This is a genomic window from Streptococcus oriscaviae (genome assembly GCF_018137985.1).
GTDB classification, from domain to species: Bacteria; Bacillota; Bacilli; order Lactobacillales; family Streptococcaceae; genus Streptococcus; species Streptococcus oriscaviae.
This window is the reverse complement of the sequence record NZ_CP073084.1, coordinates 1790433-1812422: the sequence shown is the minus strand read 5'-3', so window position 1 is coordinate 1812422 and position 21990 is coordinate 1790433. Positions and strand designations below refer to the sequence as shown.

The window sequence follows — 21990 nt, the reverse complement described above, 5'->3', positions numbered from 1 at the left end:
AACAATATAAAAAGAGGAATCTACTTCAAATTCCTCTTTAGTTCATATTTTTAGTAATCTCATTAAACGAAGAAATTAACTTTTGTTGCTTCTCATTTGATAAACTTGAAATATTTTTGCTCAAAGTCTCTAAGGATACAGCATTCTCTGAAAATTGAAAATCAAAGAAGTCTTCTACTGAGATATCTAATGCTCCAATAACTTTCTCTAGAGTTTGAATTTTAAAATCATATTTTTGAGTCTCAATATTTTGTATTGCTTTAATACCTAACCCAGCCATCTCCGATAATTTTTCTTGACTAAGCTTTTTTTCTTTTCTACATTCCCTTATTCTAAGTGAAATATATTCTTGTAATTGGTCGTGTTTCATGTTTCACCTCTTTCGTTTATTCTACTATCCATTTTCTCCAACTATAAGTACAACAAACAATCTAAAATCACACGAAAGTGTTGCGCATTGTCTGTTTTGTTGATACAATAGATAAATAACCATACAAAAGGAGAATTTTATGTTCAAAAAGAAAACTTTTATCACTACAATTGGACTTTTAACCTCTTTAACTTTGATGAGTGCCTGTTCAAATACCAGCAAACCTTCCACAAATACTTCTCACTCTCAAGAGAAAACTTCTTCTGAAAAAACAAAAGAAGTCAGTATCGGAAACTATATAAACCAATCCAAAAAAGCTACCCAGCTCTGGTATGAAATCGACGGAGAAGAAGCTATCAAGGGAGTATATGTCTTTGAAGATAATCAAGTAACTTATTATGATACTTCTTATGAAGCTACTACAAACACTGAGACAACCATTTCTTCTGCACAATTTAAAGCTGACTATGTTGGAAAAAATGTTTACTCGGCTGGTGGAAATACACAAAGTTTCTTTGATAGCTTTGATGGAACAGATACGGCAGAAAAAATTTCTGAAGAAATGCTAATTGATATTATCAAGAAATACGATACTGAAGATGGTAATGCTGATGGAATAATTGATGTTACGATTCCAGATACACTTACTCTTGAAAGTATTTCAGCTTTATCAGATGATGAAATTATTAAACAAGCTAAAGCATTTGAAAAGGCTAGTGCCCATAAACAAATTATTTTTGAAAAAGTATCACTTGCGCTTAGACAATTGGTTGATGGAAAAGATACTACTTCAGCAATAGACAAGTTGACAGAAATTGAAAACCAATATAACCAAAAGGTAGCGTCAGATTATCAATTGAAAATTTTACCTGATGAGGACTTGGCAGAAACACTAGAAGAAACCCTAACAATTCCTATCAAAAAACTTAGCTATGATAATGTTATTGATTATACCTATGTTATTAAGGACGAATCTTTCTCTGCACATTTAGCCTATTCTCAATTTGCTTCAGAATCAGTAGATGATGTGAAATATATTGGCTTCCCATCGTTTGTCACAAAGCAAAAAGACGGCGAAAATGTGACTCTAGTTTATGATACCTACGATTTGAGACCTGACAATGTTCAAGTAACTTCAGATAGCGTTGACGATGAAGAATAAGAGAAGGAGAAGAGAAGGAGAAGATGATGAAGAAAATTAAAGCACTTTTGCTGGCACTCACAACCGTACTGTTACTTACTGCTTGTTCTGCTAGTAATCAAAGTCTGGATGGAACATATACTTACGAAGAAGATGGAAGTATCATGACAATAATAATTGATGGGCAAGATGGTTCACTTAGCATTGAAGCAGGTGATGGCTCAGGTTCACTATTTGTAGACAATATTAGCACAGATTTTACAGTGGACAAAGAAAACAAAATATTTAATGTAGAAGGAGAAGAGCTTGAATATTCTCTTTCAGGAAATACTTTAACTGTAAGTGGAGATGGCTTCGGAACTGTAAAATTGAAGAGAGAATAATAAATGAAAGACGAGCTTTAAATGGCTCGCCTTTTTATATTAATTTGAATCGACTTCTGATATACCATACATATCCCATAATCCTTCCGGAATGTATTCCTTTAGCATACAATTCTCCCTATTTGCATTAGTTGGTAATTTTATAGATGTGAGATTGCCATCTCTATTGTATTGTTGACACAACTTTGCTATTTCACTATACACCATATTTTGCCTTACCTGAATCTTAGTTGGCTCATGTAACATTTTTCTATTCCAATATTGAACACGACTATATTTTTCATCATCATCCAAAAAGAACATATTCACCGAACGAAATACACTATTTATTTTCCTTCTATCATTTTTAACTTCAATATACAGATATTCTTCTGTAAAAGAATTAATGATATTGGAAAACTTCAGTTGATTTTTACTTCCTCTAAAAAGTTCAAAAACATTAGTCAGCTCACTTGATGATAACACTCCAAATTCTCTCAAACTAGCCTCGGCACTTGTGAACTCTTTTCGAAAAGATTCTGTTTTTGCTAAAGTCATACACTGAATAAAAGTGTAAATACGCTCAATATCTAGAAGCACTTTCTCTCTATCAATCAGCATATAGACTTCATTAGATTGCTGTTTAATATTATTCAAGATTAAGTCACAATATCTCTCACTAATTACTAGAGTTGGATTATTACTCAATTCTTCTAATAAGTTTTGAAAAATAAATTGTTGGATTTCAGCATAAATAACAGGCAGGTATAAATCGGAAAGTAGACTGTAAACCTTTTTTTCCACCTCATTTTTATCAGATATAAAATCTGTAAGTACTTTAGTAGCCTTTGAAATGGAATTAACAATATCTTCTGAGATAATTGTTTCTATCGAGAGAATGGATAACCTTCGCAACTTGCGACTTTTTTCTGCTATTAATGTAATTATCTTTTCATCATAAAAAGTTTTTCCATTTTGAACCACTTTCTCAAGCAAAATGGTGTCCAGCTCATCATAAATCTGCTGAATAATACGGTCGATACTTGAACGACTGATATTCTCATTCGGAAAAACACTACTTCTTATATACTGTCCTGTTGGCAGAAACCCCTTGTTAAAGAAATACAAAATATCATCAACTGAATAATAAATTTTAGGATTGATTAACATTAACGTTAATACTATTGCATTTTCAAGATATACTTTATACTGAGTCTGCGTATATTCATCCTTTGAAAAATCATCATTAACGGGGTGAGAAGATTGTGAAAATCCATTTAGTTTATCATATAAACTTAAAACGGTATTTTCTAATAAGCGCCTATCTTTCTTGTTCACCTTGAATTTTGCAAAACATTCTTGTAAAAGTTCATAAATCATTTTTAATTCCGTAACTGAATTTGAAGAATTAATATGGTATTCTAAGCGCTCAACTATCTCTGAAATCTCTAATCCTTTATACAATTCATCTGTGAATATTTTCCAAGGATGATTATCAGACCAGATTTTTCTATTGACTACATGACACTCATAAAACAATCTGCTTTCTTCTCTCTCAGCTAAGATTTTATAAAATTCATCTCTATTTGAACAGCTATTCATAATATTTTTTGTGGATATCTCAATTTTTTTATCAAAAATTTTAAACAACATAGTTCACTTAACTCCTTTATTTCGTGAAAAATTTTTGTCTACTTTTCTTCAAATCACGCTCAAACCCTTGTCAAACAAGGACTTGTGGCTATACTCAAAACTCGCTCAAAAACTCATTTCTTTTGTTTTTTAAGTATTGTAAACTAAGACTCAAGAAGTGCTTCAAAGAACGAAAGTGAGGTTTGAATTATGACAAGTAATAACTACTAACTACATGATATCATCTTTTTCGTAGAAAAAAAGATGGAGCTTTTCCAAAAAAGAAAGGAACTAATTTATGCTAATATATCCAACTTTTGATGGCGTCCCAGAACTTTTAGGAAAATTCATCCTGTTTGACATGGATGAAACCAAAAAAACTCGGGGTGGAATTGAAATAAATCTAGATGATAACTACCAAATTGTTGCGTATTCTGAAAACAATCACGCTCCAATATTCAGCGGTATTATTATCGGTGAGAACAAAAACACATTGCGTGTCGCAAGCACAGACACGAAACTTGATTCATTTTTAAGCGACTATGTGTTAAAGAAAGATAAGTTGATAAAGGAAATTGCTTCTCTTGAATCGGAGTTTGAAGAAAAAGCTGATTTGAAAGACAGTGAAATTTTCAATTTAGATACTGAAATTAACGAGCTAAAAAATCAACTTAAAGAACTACAGCAAACATACAAAAAACGTAAAAAATTAGTTGATGCTGAACTTAGAAAAAACTTTTATAACTGGATTAACAGCAACTGGTTTCTTAGAATCTTGTATTCGCTTTATGAAAACTTATCATAAGTTGAATTCACTTTAGACTTAATCAATTAATTATATAAAATTGAAAAAGCTGACATGAAATAATGCGCAGTTTAAAGAAAGCATAGATTGTGAAACGAATGAATCTGCTTTGCAGATAGCGTTATGCATCGAGTCTGAACGATTGCGTGAAGACGCAGAAAATAACGCGTCAGAATGAGTGCAACAAGCTGTGCTTTCTAGAACTCGCATTATCATTCAGTGATAACTTCTGTTTTATAATTACGATTAAACAAAGTATTCAACATATGATGTTTTCTTAGCATACAAGATTTAAAAACTTGCTGAAATACAGCTAAAATTTTGACTGTTCAGCAACTAATTTTACAACTTTGTATTTAGATGTTTCTGTTGATTTTTTATCGTCAAGAAAGTCTAAATATCATTCACGTTTGAAATTAAACTTGTACTCTCATCAAGAGAAAATGTCTTTTCAGTTTAGCTAATTAAAAAAATAACAAAGAAAAAATGAGGATTAATAATATGGCTCAAGTAGAAATTATAACAGTATTAGGTATCAGTAATAAAGAAGATAAAAAAGAGGGTTGGTTATCTTGTGTCAAAACCAATGCACCAGCTTGGAAAACACTGTTCTTACCTTTCAATAAAGAAATTTTTACCTCTACCTTCTCTAAATTAGGAATCTATGAGGTATCTCTCGTTGACCAATCAGGATTCGGCCAACGTCCAAAGTTTGAGATTTCTGAAGCACGACTCATTGTATCAGTGGATGACATACTCAAAACTTTCAAGTAAATTTTAACTCTAATTATTCTAACGGGTGTACAAAAGGGCTTGTCAACAGTAGTACACCCAAGAATAGTTAAAAGAATAATTATCGAAAAGGATTTTAACTATGACACAAAAACAATCTAATTTGACTGTAGTCGCTGGTACACAACAATTAGAATTTGAGTTTTGGAAAAATTATCCTAAAGAGCTTATCCAAAAAGCTATTGATGGAGATGCAAAAGAACTACTCCATAAAATGGTAGAATATCTTTCTACAATCGTAGTAGTTGCAGACGCTTACATTATCATCCATAATAAGGATTGGTCCGAAGTCTGGAATCCATCACTCAATGAATACGAAAAAGTATTAAAAACGATACACGTTCATTTTCTTTTTAAACTTGCTGAAGGAGCTACTTTACCTGAAATTGCGAATGCATTAGGTCTTGAAACTCAATATTTAGAAAAGCCAAAATCTGGAAGGTATGCCTACGACAACCTATTGTCTTACCTAATACATGCCAAAGAACCTGATAAATTCTTTTACTCTCCATCAGAAGTAGTTACTCTAATGGGAAGAGATTATCAAACAATTTATAATGAGCGAATTCGTACATGGGAGAAGGGACGTGCTAAAAAGACTTCAAAACAGGCTAAAAACGACGTTGAAGCACTTATTATGGATATCATCAAAGGTAAAATAAAAAAGGATGAGATTCTGAATAACCCTGAATTTTATGCTATATATGCATTCAATAAATCAAAGTTGAATGAAGCATTCGAGACCTATGCAGAACGAAAGTCACTAAAAACTTACAAAGATTTAGAATTAGGATTGTTTCAAAAAACTATCATCTTTCTGCAAGGTGCATCTGGGCTGGGTAAAACTACGCTAGCAAAAGAACTAGCACATAAACTTCAGTTCTTATCAAGGGTTAATGGAGAGGATTGGGAGACTGTTATTACAGCAGCAACAAATCCTTTTGATGATGTTAGAGGAGAAGAAATTATTCTTCTGGATGACGTTCGTGGACAGGCACTATCAGCTTCAGACTGGCTGAAATTACTAGACCCTTTTACAGCTTCTCCAATTTCTTCACGCTTTAAAAATCGTTCTGGTGCTGTCAAAACAATTATTATCACAAGTAGCAAGTCAGCCCTTGAATTTTTCTTTAAAACAAAAGATAGTGGTTATGAAGACCTCAGTCAGTTTGTCAGGAGAATCAATCATTTCATAACGCTACGAACAGACAGCTCTGGCAACATCATTTACAGTAGTTCATTCCCTGAACGAAAGCATACTCCAATACAAAGAAAAATCCCTAACAAAGAAGTTATAGTATCATTAGACTATGATTTCTCAACAGCTAAAGAAATGAGCTCTGAAAATTTACTTGAATTTCTCATTGAAACTGTTCGCTTAAACAATCACTGGGAAATTTCTTATCAAGATAGCAAAAAAGCCATCACTACTACCGACCAAAGCAAAAGTGATGACCTAAATCAGTGAGATAAATAACAAACCTATCTCTATTGTTATTATCTCATATTTAAAAGAAAAAGGATAATACAAATGAACTCTGAAAGAATAAATCATATTGAAACTCTGCTGACTCTGCTAGTTAGCTTGATTCAGCAACAGGTAAAACAACGTACTACATTTGGAATTGTGACACAAAAAGAGCTATTAGTTCTCTTAGATATTTCTCCTAATACTTTGAAAAGTTGGGAGAAAAAAGGTTTGCCACGACTTGAACCCCCAATCGAAGGTACTAGAACTGTATATTATAAACTATCAGATGTACTTGATTTTTTAGAAAACTAGGTAAGAATGTGCTAAAATAGATTCATCTAATTAGGAAAAGAGGATAGTCTATTTTAGCCTTTTCATTATCTGCATGAAGAGGCATTATGAAAACTGAAACAATCATTTACAAAAACAAAAAAGTTGTCAAAAAAACTAAGAACAACGGCGAAACTAACTATGTCTTACGAGGTGTTTACCTTGGTTTAGATGAAAAAACTGGAAAACAAGTTACAACATCAATTACAGCCAAAACACTTCGTCAATTGGACAGAAAATACACTCAAGCCAAGTTAGACTTTGAGCAAAATGGCTCTACTCGAAAAGAGACTATAACAGTGACAACGTTGAAGGAACTAGCTGAAGAATGGTTTAAAAACTATCAAAGCTGGGTTACGTCATATAATACGTTAAACCGTGTGAGAGGTTATCTTGATACCTACATTATTCCACGTTTTGGCGATTATATCCCTGATAAAATAACCTCTTCCGAGATTCAATCATGGGTTAATGAATTAGCGGATAGAGCTAAAAAATCTGTTGAATCTGGCGTTAAACGAGCTCAAAAAGGAAGGGCAAAAGATTTTGGAGCTGTAGCTCATAAGTTAAGCGATATTTTTGACTTTGGGATAACAAACTATGGTTTGTTAAAGAATCCAGCATTGACTATCAAAATTCCTCCAAAGCCAAAGGCAAACAAGAAGCGAATTATGGTACTACATGATGAAGATTTATCACACTGGTTAAAATTTTTATCAGATTTACCAGATACACGTGCTAATCGTAGGTTCAAAGTCATTTGCAACACCCTACTTGCTTCAGCTTGCCGTATCAATGAATTGCTAGCATTGGAGATTCATGATTTAGATATAGAAACCAATGAAATTGTCGTAAATAAAACTCTAATGTGGAAAAGGGCAAATATAAAGCTAGGTTTAAAGGGTGAGATGGTTTGTAAGCCAACTCCAAAAACCGACGCTGGAAATAGGCGAATTCCTGTTCCTAATGAAATAATTGTTACTTTAGTTAATTTTCACAATGAGATGAATGCTTATTTTGAAAAACATGGCTTACCTAAATCTGATTTAATTTTCCCAACAATTTATGGAAACTATATGTGCGATAGAAATGAGCGTGCTACACTCAAGAAGCGCCTGTCCTCACTAGGATTGCCTGATTATGGTTTTCACTTATTCCGTCACACTCACGCTTCTTTGATGTTAAATGCTGGAGCAAACTGGAAAGAATTGCAAATCAGAATGGGACATAAGTCTATCACGACGACAATGGACACCTATGCTGAATTGGCACCTAAGCAAAAATTTAGAGCAGTGGATATTTATCTTGATAAAGTTTCAAAATTAACAGCTTGATTTATCTCTACATTTTTCTCTACACATTAGACACGACTCGTTCTCAAACCTTGATTTAACAGGGTTTACAACCGCTAAAATAGACATTATTAGACCTTTACTGAAGTAAAATAAGACAACACACAGAAAGCCTATGAAATCAACGTTTCAAAGGCTTTTTTCTTTTGATTTTAGCAAAATAACTGAATTTTAACTGATTAAAATAAATCAAATAATTATTTCTGCTAAATCTATCATAGCCTGTTCAATCTTATGTTTTCCTTTCTGCATTACATGAAGATAAATTTTCTCTATCTCCTTACTATCCTCGGAATGTCCTACAAATTCTCGGATAACATTCAAACTAACTTTTTTATCAGCCATAACTGAAACAAAACTATGTCGGAACATATGAGGCACTATATGAATAGGTCGCCCAAAATCTACTAAATCATCAATATCCGCATACGGCTTGCCACTTTTCTTATTGTATTTTGCGGATTGACTAGAACTACCTCGTAGAAACATTGAGATTTCTGACTGATACATAGGACATACAGATAAACTGCAAAACAAGGATGCTAACTTGAGCTAGGCATCCTTGTATTAGTTTTATTCAATAACCTGTGTTTCCGCTACTTTTTTATACCAATAAGCACTTTTCTTTGGATAACGTTCTTGGGTCTCAAAGTCAACATAGAACAATCCATATCGTTTCTCGTATCCATTTGACCAAGAAAATACATCCATCAAGGACCAGATGAAATAACCTTTAACATTGGCACCATCTGAGATAGCATCTGAAATCACTTCTAAATGCTTTTTCACATAATCAATTCGACCATCGTCATAGACTGTACCATCTACAAATTCATCTTTATAGCCTAGACCATTTTCAGTGATGTAGATTTTCTTATAGTTTGGATAGTCATTTTTCACACGCATGATTTGATCATAAAGACCTTGTGGGTAGATAATCCAATCCCAATCCGTTTTTGGAATATCAACTGGAGACTCTCTACGACCGACTCCTTTGATTTGATACTTAGAACTTCCCTTTTCACCTTTACCATTATGGATAATTTCAGTCTCACCGTCATGAGCCCTCATCCAATCACTCATATAGTAATTGATGCCCAAGAAGTCGTTCAAATCTTTTGCGGCATCTAAGGCAGCGAAGTCTTCATCACGAAGGTCTAATTCCCCACCATTCACTTTCAGAATATGTCGAACACCTTCAAGCGTTTTTTCAGAATAGTAACCCAAGTATGTAGCATCGAGGATAAATTTATTATGAATAATATCTTCAAGTTCCGCTGCACGAACATCGTCAAGGTTGCTTGGATCATAAGGATATTTCGTTGGCAATGCGTGTACAACACCAATTTCTCCACTATAACCAGCATCCTTGTAAAGCTTAACAGCCTTGGCATGTGAAACCATCATATTATGATGGGATTGAAATACTTTAGACAAGTCATACTGAATCCCTGGTGGGAACTTCCCAACTAGATATTGCCCATCACCAATTGGACCGATTTCATTAAAGGTTGTCCAGTAATTAACTTCAGGGAATTCTTTGAAGCAAAATGCTGCGTAATTGACGAAGTGTTCAATGTTATCTCGATTCAGAAAGTCACCATTAGAATGTAGCGTTTCTGGTGTATCAAAATGATGAAGCGTTACAAATGGTTCTACGTGACGTTTATGGCATTCCGCAAATAATTTATGGTAATACTCTACTCCCTTTGGATTCACTTCTCCAAAGCCTGTTGGGAAGATACGAGACCAAGCAATTGAAATTCGAATGCCGTTTACCTCAAATTGTTCACTTAGTTCTAAATCAACTAGATAACGATTATAAAAATCAGAAGCTGGTTCCGCAGTGTACCAGTAATTATCTTCTAGATACTTATCCCATGCAACACGACCTTTTCCATCCGTCTGTGTAGCACCCTCTGCTTGATATGCAGCAGTTGCTCCACCAAATATAAAATCTTTCGGTAATGTTTTAACCATATGCCTACCTTCTTCTATCAAAAATAAATAAAGGGGTAGGAGTTGGAGATGATAACTCCCTCCCCTTTTGATTAAGAACCTGTATTCACAAGTGAAGTGCTTGTATATAAGAGATAGTTTTTCGCTAATCAAGGCGGTTTTTTGAGGGAATACTGACTGTATTTTGAAAAAAACTAACGATGAGTAGCTGAAAAACTAGCCTTAGATGGAAGTGCTGAACTGTGAATACAGGTTCTAAAACTGTTGTTTGACAAAGTCAAGAGCACCTTGACCATCACGTGTGAGTTTAATGTATTGGGCTCCTTCAGTCTTGGCAAGTTTTATACCCAATGCATCGGTTTCTTGTTTAATGTCATCGTAGTTTGATGCCACTTGTGGTGCAAGGATGACTAATTGATACTCTGGCAAAATCTCGCGGTGAGCCCCATAGCTTCCTGCTGTTGCTGTGACTGGAACACCGTATTCTTTTGCAGCTTTTGTTAAAGCATTGGCAAGCAAGCCGCTTGTCCCACCTCCTGCACAAAGTACCAAAACGTTGGTTTGTTCCGAAATCTCCGTATCGACTACAGCTTTTTCAAGAATAGCATCCGCTTTGGCAGTATTAAAGTTAGCCGCCACTTTCTCTTTCAAGCTATTTTCAACTTTCCCTGATTGTTCTTCAGCAAGAATTTGCTCGTCATAAACTTTCAAGAATGGATAATAGATAAGTACATCGACAACTACCAACAAGATGGCAAGTACAAAGGCTAGTGGGGCAAAGTTTGTTCCCATGACAATCCCCAATGGTCCTGGAGTTGTCCATGGCAAGTTAACGCTGAAACTGTTCATTTTTAGCGTATCAACAAAGAATTTGAAAATCCATACGTTGGCAATTGGAGCTAGAATAAACGGCACAAAGAATACTGGGTTGAGTACGAGTGGGGCACCAAACAAGATTGGTTCATTTACTCCAAAGAATGTCGGAACAACTGAAGCACGTCCAATTGCTTTATTTCGTTTAGACTTAGTCAACCACATAAACATGAATGGAACAACCAAGGTAGCACCTGTACCACCCATTGTCACGATAAACATTTGAGTACCTGAAGTCAGGATTTTGTCCGCATGTTGACCCGCCTGTAGAAGCTGGAAGTTGGTTTCAATATTGGCATAAGTAATGGCTGCAATTGCTGGTTCCACAATAGATGGGCCATGAATCCCTACAAACCAGAACAAAGCATAGGCACCAAAGATAATGGTGATACCAACATAACCATCTGCGGCTGTAAACAGAGGCTCAAATAATTTCAGAATCGCCTCAGCAACGTTTGTTCCAAGGAATTGACGTGTCACAAGATCAATTCCATACAAGACAAAGATAGACAATGCATATGGAATCACATCTTTAAATGCCTGGGATACATTCGGTGGAACTTCGTCTGGCATACGAATGGTGACATTGTTTTTCACACAGACCTTATAGATATTAACCGTAATGAAGGCTGCCAGAAAGGCTGTTAAAAGTCCCTTAGTTCCCATATAACCATTGGCAAATCCACCTTCAATACCATCAGAAGCCAGTAATAGGAAACCTGAAATTGAGGCAATCATTGTTGAAATGAAGTTAATCTGATTGGTTTTTGGCAATTGACGGTTAAACGCATCTGTCAAAGATTTTGCGGTCGTTCCTGCAACTAGGACAGCTACAATACCCATTGTATAACCGTAAGGTTTCATGATAGCCGCAACTGCTTCATCGGACCAAGTAAATCCAAAGATATTAGGCACGAAAGCCACCAATAGAAAGATACTTGAGAACAAGATAACCGGCATGGCTGCGATAAAACCATCACGGATAGCCCTTAAATAAGGGTTTCTCGAAATCTTTTCAAAGAAAGGCTTTCCTTTCTCAATGAATTCAATCAATTTATTCATTATTTATCACCTCGTTTGTAAAGTTCAATCATATGACTCATCATATCTTTCAATAACAATGTGGTCATGAGATGGTCTTGGCCATGCATGAGCGTCACACTAAAGGCTAAATCCTCACCAGCCGCTTCTTTCTGCAACAAACTTGTCTGAGCATGGTGGGCTTCAACAATACAAGCATTGGCAGCTTCAACTAGTTCTTCTGCTTTTGCATAATCACCTTTTTGAGCAGCGGCCAGTGCCTCCATCAAACGAGAACGTGCATCACCAGCGAATGCAACAATCTCAAAACCTAATAACGTAATTTCTTCTCTGTTCATAATATGAACCTCCTATTTTTTATGTACTCAATGGAAATACCATTCAGACTAGGCGACGAAAACGTAGATAGAACTAAAGTTCATCAAGTTGAGGCAACAACGTCTGAATTGGATTTACGAAGAGTATGATTTACAATAACCGTTGAATATGTAACACAATATAGAACCTTTCACTATCATTTACTGGCTCATCAACCAATGATGTGATCATCTCAAAAATCTGACTTCCAATCTGATAAGCTCTTGGGTTCTGGAGTTTGATATACTGTTCCAAACTAGCAATCGATTCATTTGACTGATGGGATCTATCTAAGTAATTCAGAAAATAGGACAAATGAATCATAAAGCGATCATAAAAATTGCTATTTTCTTTTGAGCGTTTAATCCCATTCTCTATCAAAATTTGTTCAACCTCAGCAATAATTTTCTTACTGATGTCATGTTCTTCACTAGTGGGATGAATGGTTTCACCCTTTGCATTGATTAAGTGAAGTGCAATTCTACCAATCTCATCATTTGGAAAATCATTTAGCAACTTTTCACGAAACATAGCTAAGGCTTCACGCGCCATTTTATATTCCAATGGATATTCGGCTGAAATATTAGGTAACCTACTTTCTTGATAGGTATTCTTTAAAACCGCCTGATATGCACAATAGATATGATCTGTCAGTGTCACATATAGATATTCTTGTACAGGGTAATGATAAGTTTCTACCAGATGATTAATAACCGTGTAGGTTGCCGAAATAAAATCTAATGGAATATCTTTTAATAAGGTTAGAAAATTTTCTTTGGCTTCATCATTTTTTAGCGAAAAGATATTTTCTATCTTGTCCTTAACAATTAAATCCCCTTTCTTCTTTTGAAAGGTTATACCTAATCCCATCACGACTGCCTGTTCCCCATGTTCATTTTTCACCAGGGCAGCGTTATTATTTAGTGACTGTATAATCCTAAACATATATCCCTCCTATATTTTTAAGCAAAAAAAGACTACAAACAAACCGAGAATATCCTACTCTCAAATCCATTTGTAGTCTTGCCTAATCGAATTAGTTACAATCCACTCTATTCTTGCTGATGAGATTATTATAGCATATTCCCAGAAAATGTAAACCCTTTCTTTTGAGAAAATGGTTATTTTTTCAATTATTTTTCTAGCCAAGAAGTTGCTGTTTGAGACAAGACTGCATCAAGTCCCTCGATATTTTCACGACCAACAGTTCGTAACCATTCACGCGCAGCTTCTTCACCCTGTTCAATATAGACTGGCACAACACCCGCCCACGTCGCACGACCGCAGAGAACACCGTTAAATTTAGCACCTGCTTCATGTGCAAACACTAGAGTATCTTGGAAGAGTTTAGCAGAAACACCTGCACTTAGATAAATATAAGGTAAGTCAGTTGACGCTTCTTGCTGACGGAAATATTCGGCTGCTTCTTCTTTTGTATAGACAACTTCCCCTGTTCCAAAGCCTTCTACAAAATTCATGTTCACAGGTACTTCTACCTTGAGAACATCCACTCCAAAGCGTTCATCCGAAAATACTTTCATAGCCTCATTTACTTTTCGAGGTTTGACTTTTGCAAATTCCACACTGGCATTGTCTTCAATCGTTTCATCATAGCTCAAAATTTCCAAGAAGAATGGTAAACCTTCAGCCTGACATTCTGAACCTAAGCGTTCAATATAGGCATGTTTTTGAAGATTGACGTATGGATCCCCATCAACGTCATAGTAGAGTAGAAACTTAATCGCATCTGCCCCTTCTTCTTTTAGTCGTTTTACAGACCACTCTACTAGGCAATCTGGTAATCGACTAGTAGAGCTGGTATCATAGCCAGTTTTTTCATAAGCTAAAAGTAGACCACATTGTTCATCGCGGGCGCGCGATGCTGGCAAACCAAATTCAGGATCTAACAGAATTGAGGAAGAAAACTGTGTTAATTCCTCTGAAACTAGTCTCTTTAGTTCTTCCATCTGTTCCACAGTAGGTTCTTCTGTCTGATGTTTTGCCATCATTTTTTTCAGGGCTCCACGTTGGTCAAAAGCTAAAGCTGAAATAATACCTGCTTCATTGCTCACTTTTTCCATATATTTTCTTTTATCTGCTGTTACTACCATCTTAAACCTCCTCGACTTCGATTTGAGAATACAACGATTCTGCGTTTTCTAAATTGACGTAACCCGTCTGTTCTTCCTGGGCATTTAACATGCCTAAAACATTAGCATTTTTTAATAATTCTGCTTCAGGTAAAGCATGTACCAAACCTGCTGCAATACCTGCAACAGTTGAATCTCCTGATCCTACTGGATTGACGACTTTGATTTTTGGAATTCTGACACGATAGAACTTGTCTTTGTACTTGGCAAAAGCCCCCTGTGCCCCTAATGAGACGACTATCCAATCAATTCCTTGGAAAAGTTGACCAGACAAAACTGATTTCAACTCTTGAATATCATCAGTAACTTCTTTACCAATCAATTGTGATAACTCCTCTGTATTCGGCTTAATCACAGTCGGCTTCTGCTGGCTTTCTAAAACGTTTTTCAGCGCCTCACCAGAACAATCCAAAACAACAGCTACACCGCATTTTTTACAAAGTTCTACAATCTCAACATAATAATTGCTAGCAAGTCCCTTAGGCAAACTTCCTGAAATAACAACAACATCTACATTGTTCAGGATGATTTCAAGATGTTCTATAAAATTCAAGGCTTCATGTTCTTGAATAGTTGGTCCTTGTTCTAAAATCTCCGTCTGCTGGCCATCGTGAAGAACCGCAATGCAGTTACGTGTTTCGCTCCCAATTTCCACAAAGGAATTTTTAATATCATTTCGAGTGAGTTGTTTCTTTACATAACTTCCAATCTCACCGCCAATAAAGCCTGTTGCTACAACATCTTCACCGATTTGTTTCAAAACTCGTGTGACATTGAGCCCCTTACCACCAGCTGTTTTTTGAACTTTTTCTACTCGATTGACCGTATCCAAATGAAAGGTATCCAATTGATAGGCAATATCAACTGACGGATTTAAAGTGATTGTTAAAATCATGTGAGCCTCCTAGTCGTGGTATTCTCCACGATCCCACTTTTCAAGAAATTCAGTAAAGAACTCTGGATTAGCCTGCTCTTGATTGAGCGTTTCAACTGCAGCAATCTTTTCAATCAAACGTTTGTTTGCTTCAGTTGGTTTGTATTCTGCTTTAATGAAGGCTTCAATGATGTCGCACATGAGCAACTCACCTGTAATTTTCCCACCAAAACCAATGACGTTGGCATTTAACTCTTCTTTTGCATAGAGTGCGGAGGTCATATCACGAACCAAGGCTGATCGAACGCCAGGTACCTTGTTTACAGCATTGTTGATTCCAACACCTGTTCCACAGATACAAATTCCCAAATCTGCTTGCCCGCTCACAACTGCTTCACCAACTTTTTTACCAAAGATTGGGTAATGAGTACGAACATTGTCATAAGTCCCAAAGTCCAACACTTCATATCCTTGATTTTTCAAATAATCTACCACAGCGATTTTTTCATAGGTTACAATGTGGTCACAACCGATTGCAATTTTCATCTCTTATTCTCCTTTGTTTACAACAATTAGCACATTTTATTTAGCATATCGACACGAATTTGGTGACGGCCACCATCATACTCACCTTCAACAAATCCTTTAACGATATTTTTAGCAATTCCTTCTCCTACAATCTCACTACCGATTGTAATAATACGCGAATTGTTGTGTCCTCTTGTCATATAGGCAGAACGTTCGTCTGAAACTTCTGCAGCAATCATGCCTTTGACTTTAGTTGCGGTCATAAATGGACCAACACCATAAGCATCAATCACAATGCCTAGATTTCCTTCCTGTTGATTAACTTCTGCAACTACTGCCAAAGTTGTATCAACAAAATCACTTCCATCACTGACATCTTTAAAGTCATATGATTTTTCTAGCAAATAATCTTTAATAACGTCTTTTAGTTTTGAACCCGCTGGATCAGCACCGATAATGATTGTCATAACCTATCTCCTAACAAAAATAGAAAGTTGTAGCCATATTTGGCAGAAAATCTTTGTTTTGCAAAACTTAGAAAAAGCGTTTTCGCTTTTTATGTTTAAATTATACAACCAAACAAACATAAAGTCAACAACTTTTGTTTGATTTTTGTTTATTTTTTTCGTATACAAACAAAAAACCAACATTTAGCTGTTGGTTTTGATAACTTTATGATTTTGTAGTGATCATTTCGATGTGCTTACTTAATAATTGGTAATTTTCATCCTTTGCAGTCATATCGGTCACTAGAGCAGTTACATCATTCAAATCACAAAAGGAAGTAAAATCATCTTTTCCAATTTTCGAGGCATCCAGCAGTAGATATTTTTCTAAAGAATGTTTAATGGCAATATTTTGCGTATAGGCTTCCGCTAAGGTGGAGGTCATGACATCAGTTCCCTTAAGTCCGTTACCTGAAAAGAAAATCTTGCTGAATCGCATTTTTTCTAAACTTGTATTGGTAATTTCTCCTACAAAAGATTCTGTCACTTGGCGATATTCTCCCCCCAGAAGAAAGACTTGAAACTCCTCGGTCTTCTTTTGAGATAGGATGGTAAAAACAGGCATACAGTTTGTGATGACTGTTAGGCGAGGATTTTTAATGGCCTCAGCCAGAAAGGCCACTGTTGTTCCTGGACCTAAAAATACCGTGTCTCCATCTTCTATCAGTTGTGCAGCCCTTTCCGCTATCTCTTGCTTGGCTTCCTTATTCTGAATGTGTTTCTCAGAATGGGAATATTCCCGATATTGAAAAGCCTTATTACTTCTAGCACCACCGTGAATTTTTGTTAAGACACCTTGCTCTTCCAATTCAATAAAATCACGTCGAACAGTCATATCAGTAACATTTAGCAATTCAACAATTTCAGAAATTCGAACTGTGCCTTTTTTGTTTACCAATCGTGTAATTTCTTCTAGTCGTTCTCGTTTATTCATGTTTAATCCTTTGTTGTTTTTCTACATTATATCAAAAATAAACAAGAATCTGTTGGAATTTTGAACATTTGTTAATGTTGATGGAGTTATTTCTAACCGTAAATCAATTGAAAAGATATCACATTAGTGAAAAGAAGGGAAGAAAAAGAGAGCCAAACGGCTCTAGAAAAAAATTACAGTAAATACTTTGCGAAGTATTCTTTAAAGATATACGGTTCTAAGCTCTTTGGTGAAAATCCTTTAGATAGACTATTGCATTCTTTTGCAGTACCTTTTTCTGGTCGGAGATAGAATGCTCGAACTCCTTAAAACAACTTTCCAGCATATGAATACCAGCAATATAGCGATTTATTTTACTCACTCAACACTGCCGCAAAGTCCGATAATAAGACAAGGACTGTTTTTTGTTTGAAGACGTGAATAACGTGATTAGCAGATTTAGGGGATGACACCTTGCGCATCATAATCGTCAAATGCCCCCACAAGTCCGTGTTTTTCATATCTTTTCCAATTTGCTTGGATAAAGCTCAGCAAACAATTGGCCAATAGGAGCTATAAAAAGCCTTGAGCTGCTACTGTCAAGGCTTTTGGATACTAAGCTTCCTTCACGATTTCTGTGAAGCGGTGGGTAAACTGGGCTGTCATGCCCCAGATGGTTTCTCCCAGTTGGTCATAGAAGGGAATGCGACGGGCATTGTGACTGAAGGGATAGTCCTGTCCATTACGGATACGATCAAAAGGAAAGGCACTGTCGGCATCTACCGTAGAAGTCAGGGAATAGTAGGTTGGCTCCTGTTCAAGCAGGCTCTCCAGCGGAACGGTGAAAAGCCGTGCGACCTCTTCATTGGGCTTGATTTGTCGCCAGTCAGCCAGCTTAAGCTGGCCGACAAAGCAGTGAATAGTCGTTTGTCCAAAGACTAAGTAGTCGATTTCTCCCAGAAGGTCAATGTCAGCGTCCTTTAGATTGAGTTCTTCTCTGGCTTCACGGACAGCCGCCTGTGCATAGCTCTCTCCTTCTTCCAAGGCGCCTCCGGGAAAGGAAACCTCCCCTGGCTGAGAGATAGACTCGCTTCTAACCTGATAAAGAACCTGCCAGGTGTTTTCCTGCCAAATCAAGGGCAAGAGGACAGCGTAGCGGCGTTTTTCGCCTAAGATTTTTGGCTGATAGTCCTGTAAGATAGAGTGAATCGAATCTAACATACTTTTTCTTCCCTTACTGGGGCCTTTCTGCGATGGTGATAAGGTTCTTTCCATTATATCATGTTCGTTAGACACAGACAATTTTCACAGCTTGTCGGATTGGTAACGATTACTTGAAGATTTTCATATTTTTTCCACAAAATCTCTTACTATTTTTATATTTTTCTGGTATACTCATATATTGTGAGATTCATCTCAAATTTTAGTGAAGAGGTTATCGTCATGGCAGAACACGATACATTGATTTATAATATTGATAAGAGTATTAAGAAAAAAGCAGACTTGATTGAAAGCAACTACTTCGCCTATGCTCTTCGGGCTATTATGGCCAGTGTCTATCTGGCGATTGGTTTGGCAATCTCTGCCTATGTAGCGGACAAACTCAACCACATCGTAGATGGACTGGGCAAGTTCGGCTACGGTCTCATGTTCGGTTGGTGTCTGGTTATGATCTTATACATGAACGCTGAGCTGGGTACTTCTAATATGATGTATATGACCTCTGCCGTTCACAGAAAGGTCATTCCTGCTAAAACAGCCTTTAAAATTTTGGCAACCTGTATCTTCTTCAACTTTGTCGGTGCAGTAATCGTCTGTTACTTGCTGTCTTTCACCCAACCTTATCAAGTAGGGCATCTGAACGAACACAGTTACCTGATTCAGGCAACGACTGCCAAGTTGATGAAGACTCCTCTAACCCAGTTTGTGGAAGGGATTTTTGCTAACATCGTCGTGAATATCGCTGTCTTCATCTCCATGCGGATGAAGGATGATGCAGGGCGTGTCATTTCCCTTATCTTTATCATCTTCATCTTTGCCTTCCTTGGTTTTGAGCACGTTATCGCCAACTTCTCTACCTTCTCATTGGCCTTCTTCTCATTTGGTGGCCCTGTGGAAGGAATGACTGTTTGGTCTGTTCTCATTAACTTCTTCTTCTCTGGCTTCGGCAACTTTGTCGGCGGTGGTATCCTGATTGGTTTCCTTTACAGCTGGCTCAGCAACAAATCAAAATTGTATATTGACTAATCGATTGCTAGAAAGGTCCTTGGGGCCTTTCTTTTTTTCTTCTAAATTTGTCTATAATCACTTGACTTTTTGAGCGAATAGGTTTATATTTTATATATACAGAAATTTTATATATGCGTTTTTTCAACATACTAAACGGAGGTGTCCTATGGCCTTTCCTGTACCTGCCATACTGACGGAATTTCTGATTATGGCCATCTTGGAATCGGATGATTCCTATGGTTATGAAATCTGTCAAACCATCAAGCTGGTCGCCAACATCAAGGAATCAGCCCTTTATCCCATCCTCAAAAAGCTGGAGAAAAGTGACTTTCTGGCCACCTACTCCAGAGAATTTCAGGGTCGAACCCGAAAATATTACAGCTTGACCCAGCTAGGTCATGAACAGCTGGTTCAGTTAAAAGCGGATTGGGATGAGTATACGTCAACCATCAACGGTATTATAGAAGGGAGCGTGCGCCATGACAAGAACTGAATACATGGCCCAGTTGGAAAAATATCTGAAAAAACTGCCTCATAAGGAATACCAAGAGGCCATTGGCTTTTTCAAGGAATATTTTGACGAGGCCGGCCCCGAACGGGAAGCCTATCTCATCGAAGAATTGGGCACACCCAAGGAAGCTGCCAATGAGCTAATCAACAATATGCTCAACCGTCAGGTCGAAGAAGCTCAAGAAGACCAGTCTCAGCCTTCCAAAGAGAAAATGCTGTTCCGCTGGTTTAGTTGGCTAGCAATGGGAGTGCTGTTTACCCTCTCCCTTCTTCTCTTGCTGGCAGGAGAGTTTCTGGGCTATTTGATGGTCTTTCTACTGCTGTTGGTCGGCGCCTTCTTCTTGGGCAAGAACATCAACGAATGGAGGAAAACGAGAAAAACGCTATGGCTAGCCATTCTGGCAGTTGCGACCCTCCCCATCACCCTACCACTGCTCCTCTTGCTCCTCTTGCTCCTCTTGGGGTTAATTGCAGTGATTATTGTCTTTCTCCTGGCAGCCTTTGGCCTTGGTATCTGTTTGACTGTCCTTGGAGCCTATCTGATTTGGGAAGCCTTTGCCCTGTTACCCCAAGCATTCTCTGTTTTTCTCATGGGATTTGGCGGTGGGCTTTCACTCATCGGTGGAGCCATCCTGCTTTACATCCTGACAGGCTACTTTGCCTACTGGTCTGGGCGTTTTGTCAAAACCTTCTTCCAGTGGATTCTCAAGCGAGGTAAAACATCATGAAAAAGAAATTAACCATCTCTCTCATCATTGGTTTTGTCAGTCTAATTACTGGTTTGATACTGGCGGGAATCGGTTTTTTCTCTGGTGGGGTAGCTCAGCTGGAGGACATCAGCCAGCCAGAACTCATCGAGAAAACCTACAATAAGATTAGCGAAATTCAGATTACGGGGTTGTCAAAGGAATTTTATATCCAAGAATCTCCTGACCAAAAAGTTCATGTTCGCTACTACAAGCAAACTAATTACCTAGGACCTGTCCTTGAAGTATCTGAAAAAGATGGCATTCTAAGACTGGAACAAGCATCAGAAGACCCTCTGCAAGTGAAAGGAATCCTGCAACTGGGAGGTGAAATCCTAGCTTCACGCGACTTGGCCACATATCGCGTTGAGATTGAACTGCCCAAGGGAAGCAAGCTGAACAAGCTTTCTGGCACTCAATATGGTGCCCTTCTTTCCTTGACAGATGTAGCCATCGCCGAGCTGGACTTTATTGGTAATATCGCAGCCGAAAATACTAGTATTGAAAAAGCCAGCGTCCAGGCTCCTTATCTCTATCTGAATAAATCTGTCTTGAAAAATGCGACCGTCCATTCAGAAGCCGGTCATGTGGTCATGAAGGATTCTAGTCTGGAGGCCACAAAGATTGACTACTATCAAAATTTAGAAGCCCAAAACCTAACCATCATCGGTCAGGTGACCTTCCTCTCAGAAAGCAATCTAGTAGCAACCAATGTTGACCTGAGCGAGCAAACTCTTGCTAATACGGGGCTTGACGCAACAACAAGTATTGACCCAAAAGCTTTTGTAGAAGCCATGGGCTACTATGGCTATTCCGGTCAAGGAGGGGAAGAACTGAACCTGCAACAGATCTTCAAAGAGGAGCCATATCTGGAAGAAGCCTTCCAAAACATCGGTATCTTCACCTCCGAGAAATACGCTCACCTAACTGTAACCAAACAAGAAGACCAAGAAAAGGTGACCGTGGAGAAAAAAGACAGCAAGAACAAACTGACGATTCAAGCAATCAATGGTACCATCAATTTCAGAGAAAAAGTCTTCAACCCGTAG

Annotated in this window: 25 protein-coding genes; 11 read left to right on the top strand and 14 right to left on the bottom strand. The window is 37.2% G+C overall.

The annotated features are described in order from the left end of the window. Positions 1–37: 37 nt before the first annotated feature. Positions 38–370 carry a helix-turn-helix domain-containing protein gene (locus INT76_RS09180; RefSeq protein WP_212570130.1) on the bottom strand — a complete coding sequence of 111 codons (333 nt, stop codon included), beginning with the start codon at positions 368–370 and terminating at the stop codon, positions 38–40. 139 nt (positions 371–509) lie between these two features. On the opposite strand from INT76_RS09180, the gene INT76_RS09175 reads away from it, so the two are divergent. Both INT76_RS09175 and INT76_RS09170 read left to right on the top strand, forming a co-directional pair. Further along, positions 510–1532 carry a hypothetical protein gene (locus tag INT76_RS09175; protein ID WP_212570129.1) on the top strand — a complete coding sequence of 341 codons (1023 nt, stop codon included), beginning with the start codon at positions 510–512 and terminating at the stop codon, positions 1530–1532. Between the two features lie 23 nt (positions 1533–1555). Then, positions 1556–1894 carry a hypothetical protein gene (locus INT76_RS09170; RefSeq protein ID WP_428843976.1) on the top strand — a complete coding sequence of 113 codons (339 nt, stop codon included), beginning with the start codon at positions 1556–1558 and terminating at the stop codon, positions 1892–1894. Between the two features lie 39 nt (positions 1895–1933). Here INT76_RS09170 and INT76_RS09165 read toward each other — a convergent pair whose 3' ends face one another. Then, positions 1934–3526, bottom strand: coding sequence for a hypothetical protein (locus INT76_RS09165; RefSeq protein WP_212570128.1), 1593 nt, complete (start codon positions 3524–3526; stop codon positions 1934–1936). Positions 3527–3803: 277 nt separating this feature from the next. Here INT76_RS09165 and INT76_RS09160 point away from each other — a divergent pair, with 277 nt between their 5' ends. The 5 genes from INT76_RS09160 (at position 3804) to INT76_RS09140 (ending at position 8237) form a co-directional block, all read left to right on the top strand. Further along, on the top strand, positions 3804–4310 hold the full coding sequence (locus INT76_RS09160) for a coiled-coil domain-containing protein (protein WP_212570127.1): 507 nt from the start codon (positions 3804–3806) through the stop codon (positions 4308–4310). A gap of 501 nt (positions 4311–4811) precedes the next feature. Beyond that, the gene (locus tag INT76_RS09155; RefSeq protein ID WP_249116145.1) at positions 4812–5084 is read left to right on the top strand and encodes a hypothetical protein; all 273 of its coding nucleotides are present in this window, start codon (positions 4812–4814) and stop codon (positions 5082–5084) included. Between the two features lie 100 nt (positions 5085–5184). Beyond that, positions 5185–6570 carry an nSTAND3 domain-containing NTPase gene (locus INT76_RS09150; RefSeq protein ID WP_212570125.1) on the top strand — a complete coding sequence of 462 codons (1386 nt, stop codon included), beginning with the start codon at positions 5185–5187 and terminating at the stop codon, positions 6568–6570. 63 nt (positions 6571–6633) lie between these two features. Beyond that, a complete protein-coding gene (locus INT76_RS09145; protein ID WP_018376420.1) occupies positions 6634–6885 on the top strand; it encodes a helix-turn-helix transcriptional regulator in 252 nt (83 codons plus the stop codon). Between the two features lie 86 nt (positions 6886–6971). Next, positions 6972–8237, top strand: a complete 1266-nt coding sequence (locus INT76_RS09140; protein ID WP_212570124.1) for a tyrosine-type recombinase/integrase — start codon at positions 6972–6974, stop codon at positions 8235–8237. A 207-nt stretch (positions 8238–8444) separates the two neighbouring features. On the opposite strand, the gene INT76_RS09135 is transcribed toward INT76_RS09140, so the two are convergent. The 12 genes from INT76_RS09135 to INT76_RS09080 form a co-directional block, all read right to left on the bottom strand. After that, positions 8445–8765, bottom strand: a complete 321-nt coding sequence (locus INT76_RS09135; RefSeq protein ID WP_212570123.1) for a tyrosine-type recombinase/integrase — start codon at positions 8763–8765, stop codon at positions 8445–8447. A gap of 63 nt (positions 8766–8828) precedes the next feature. Next, positions 8829–10235 (bottom strand): 6-phospho-beta-galactosidase, encoded by a 1407-nt coding sequence (gene lacG, locus INT76_RS09130; RefSeq protein WP_212570122.1) that lies wholly within the window; start codon positions 10233–10235, stop codon positions 8829–8831. A gap of 234 nt (positions 10236–10469) precedes the next feature. Continuing rightward, complete coding sequence (locus INT76_RS09125) at positions 10470–12149, bottom strand: lactose-specific PTS transporter subunit EIIC (protein WP_212570121.1); 1680 nt, start codon at positions 12147–12149, stop codon at positions 10470–10472. Continuing rightward, positions 12149–12466 carry a PTS lactose/cellobiose transporter subunit IIA gene (locus tag INT76_RS09120; protein ID WP_003048451.1) on the bottom strand — a complete coding sequence of 106 codons (318 nt, stop codon included), beginning with the start codon at positions 12464–12466 and terminating at the stop codon, positions 12149–12151. Before INT76_RS09120 ends, INT76_RS09125 begins: the two co-directional genes overlap by 1 nt. A gap of 130 nt (positions 12467–12596) precedes the next feature. After that, positions 12597–13430, bottom strand: coding sequence for a PRD domain-containing protein (locus tag INT76_RS09115; RefSeq protein ID WP_212570120.1), 834 nt, complete (start codon positions 13428–13430; stop codon positions 12597–12599). 188 nt (positions 13431–13618) lie between these two features. Continuing rightward, positions 13619–14596 carry a tagatose-bisphosphate aldolase gene (gene lacD, locus INT76_RS09110; RefSeq protein WP_212570119.1) on the bottom strand — a complete coding sequence of 326 codons (978 nt, stop codon included), beginning with the start codon at positions 14594–14596 and terminating at the stop codon, positions 13619–13621. 1 nt (position 14597) lies between these two features. Further along, positions 14598–15530, bottom strand: a complete 933-nt coding sequence (locus tag INT76_RS09105; protein WP_212570118.1) for a tagatose-6-phosphate kinase — start codon at positions 15528–15530, stop codon at positions 14598–14600. A 9-nt stretch (positions 15531–15539) separates the two neighbouring features. After that, positions 15540–16055, bottom strand: coding sequence for a galactose-6-phosphate isomerase subunit LacB (lacB, locus tag INT76_RS09100; RefSeq protein ID WP_024408802.1), 516 nt, complete (start codon positions 16053–16055; stop codon positions 15540–15542). A 26-nt stretch (positions 16056–16081) separates the two neighbouring features. After that, entirely contained in the window at positions 16082–16504 is a 423-nt protein-coding gene (gene lacA, locus INT76_RS09095; protein WP_002935225.1) for a galactose-6-phosphate isomerase subunit LacA, read from the bottom strand. Positions 16505–16709: 205 nt separating this feature from the next. Further along, positions 16710–17477: a DeoR/GlpR family DNA-binding transcription regulator gene (locus tag INT76_RS09090; RefSeq protein WP_212570117.1), complete on the bottom strand. Its 768-nt coding sequence runs from the start codon at positions 17475–17477 to the stop codon at positions 16710–16712. A 353-nt stretch (positions 17478–17830) separates the two neighbouring features. Further along, positions 17831–17977: a hypothetical protein gene (locus INT76_RS09085; RefSeq protein ID WP_212570116.1), complete on the bottom strand. Its 147-nt coding sequence runs from the start codon at positions 17975–17977 to the stop codon at positions 17831–17833. Between the two features lie 94 nt (positions 17978–18071). Then, entirely contained in the window at positions 18072–18677 is a 606-nt protein-coding gene (locus tag INT76_RS09080; protein WP_212570115.1) for an NUDIX hydrolase, read from the bottom strand. Positions 18678–18899: 222 nt separating this feature from the next. Here INT76_RS09080 and INT76_RS09075 point away from each other — a divergent pair, with 222 nt between their 5' ends. The 4 genes from INT76_RS09075 to INT76_RS09060 all read left to right on the top strand — a co-directional run bounded on the left by INT76_RS09075 (position 18900) and on the right by INT76_RS09060 (position 21990). Beyond that, positions 18900–19703, top strand: coding sequence for a formate/nitrite transporter family protein (locus tag INT76_RS09075; RefSeq protein ID WP_212570114.1), 804 nt, complete (start codon positions 18900–18902; stop codon positions 19701–19703). Positions 19704–19851: 148 nt separating this feature from the next. After that, positions 19852–20178, top strand: a complete 327-nt coding sequence (locus INT76_RS09070; protein WP_212570113.1) for a PadR family transcriptional regulator — start codon at positions 19852–19854, stop codon at positions 20176–20178. Continuing rightward, complete coding sequence (locus tag INT76_RS09065; RefSeq protein ID WP_212570112.1) at positions 20165–20923, top strand: DUF1700 domain-containing protein; 759 nt, start codon at positions 20165–20167, stop codon at positions 20921–20923. Before INT76_RS09070 ends, INT76_RS09065 begins: the two co-directional genes overlap by 14 nt. Then, positions 20920–21990, top strand: coding sequence for a DUF4097 family beta strand repeat-containing protein (locus INT76_RS09060; RefSeq protein WP_212570111.1), 1071 nt, complete (start codon positions 20920–20922; stop codon positions 21988–21990). Before INT76_RS09065 ends, INT76_RS09060 begins: the two co-directional genes overlap by 4 nt.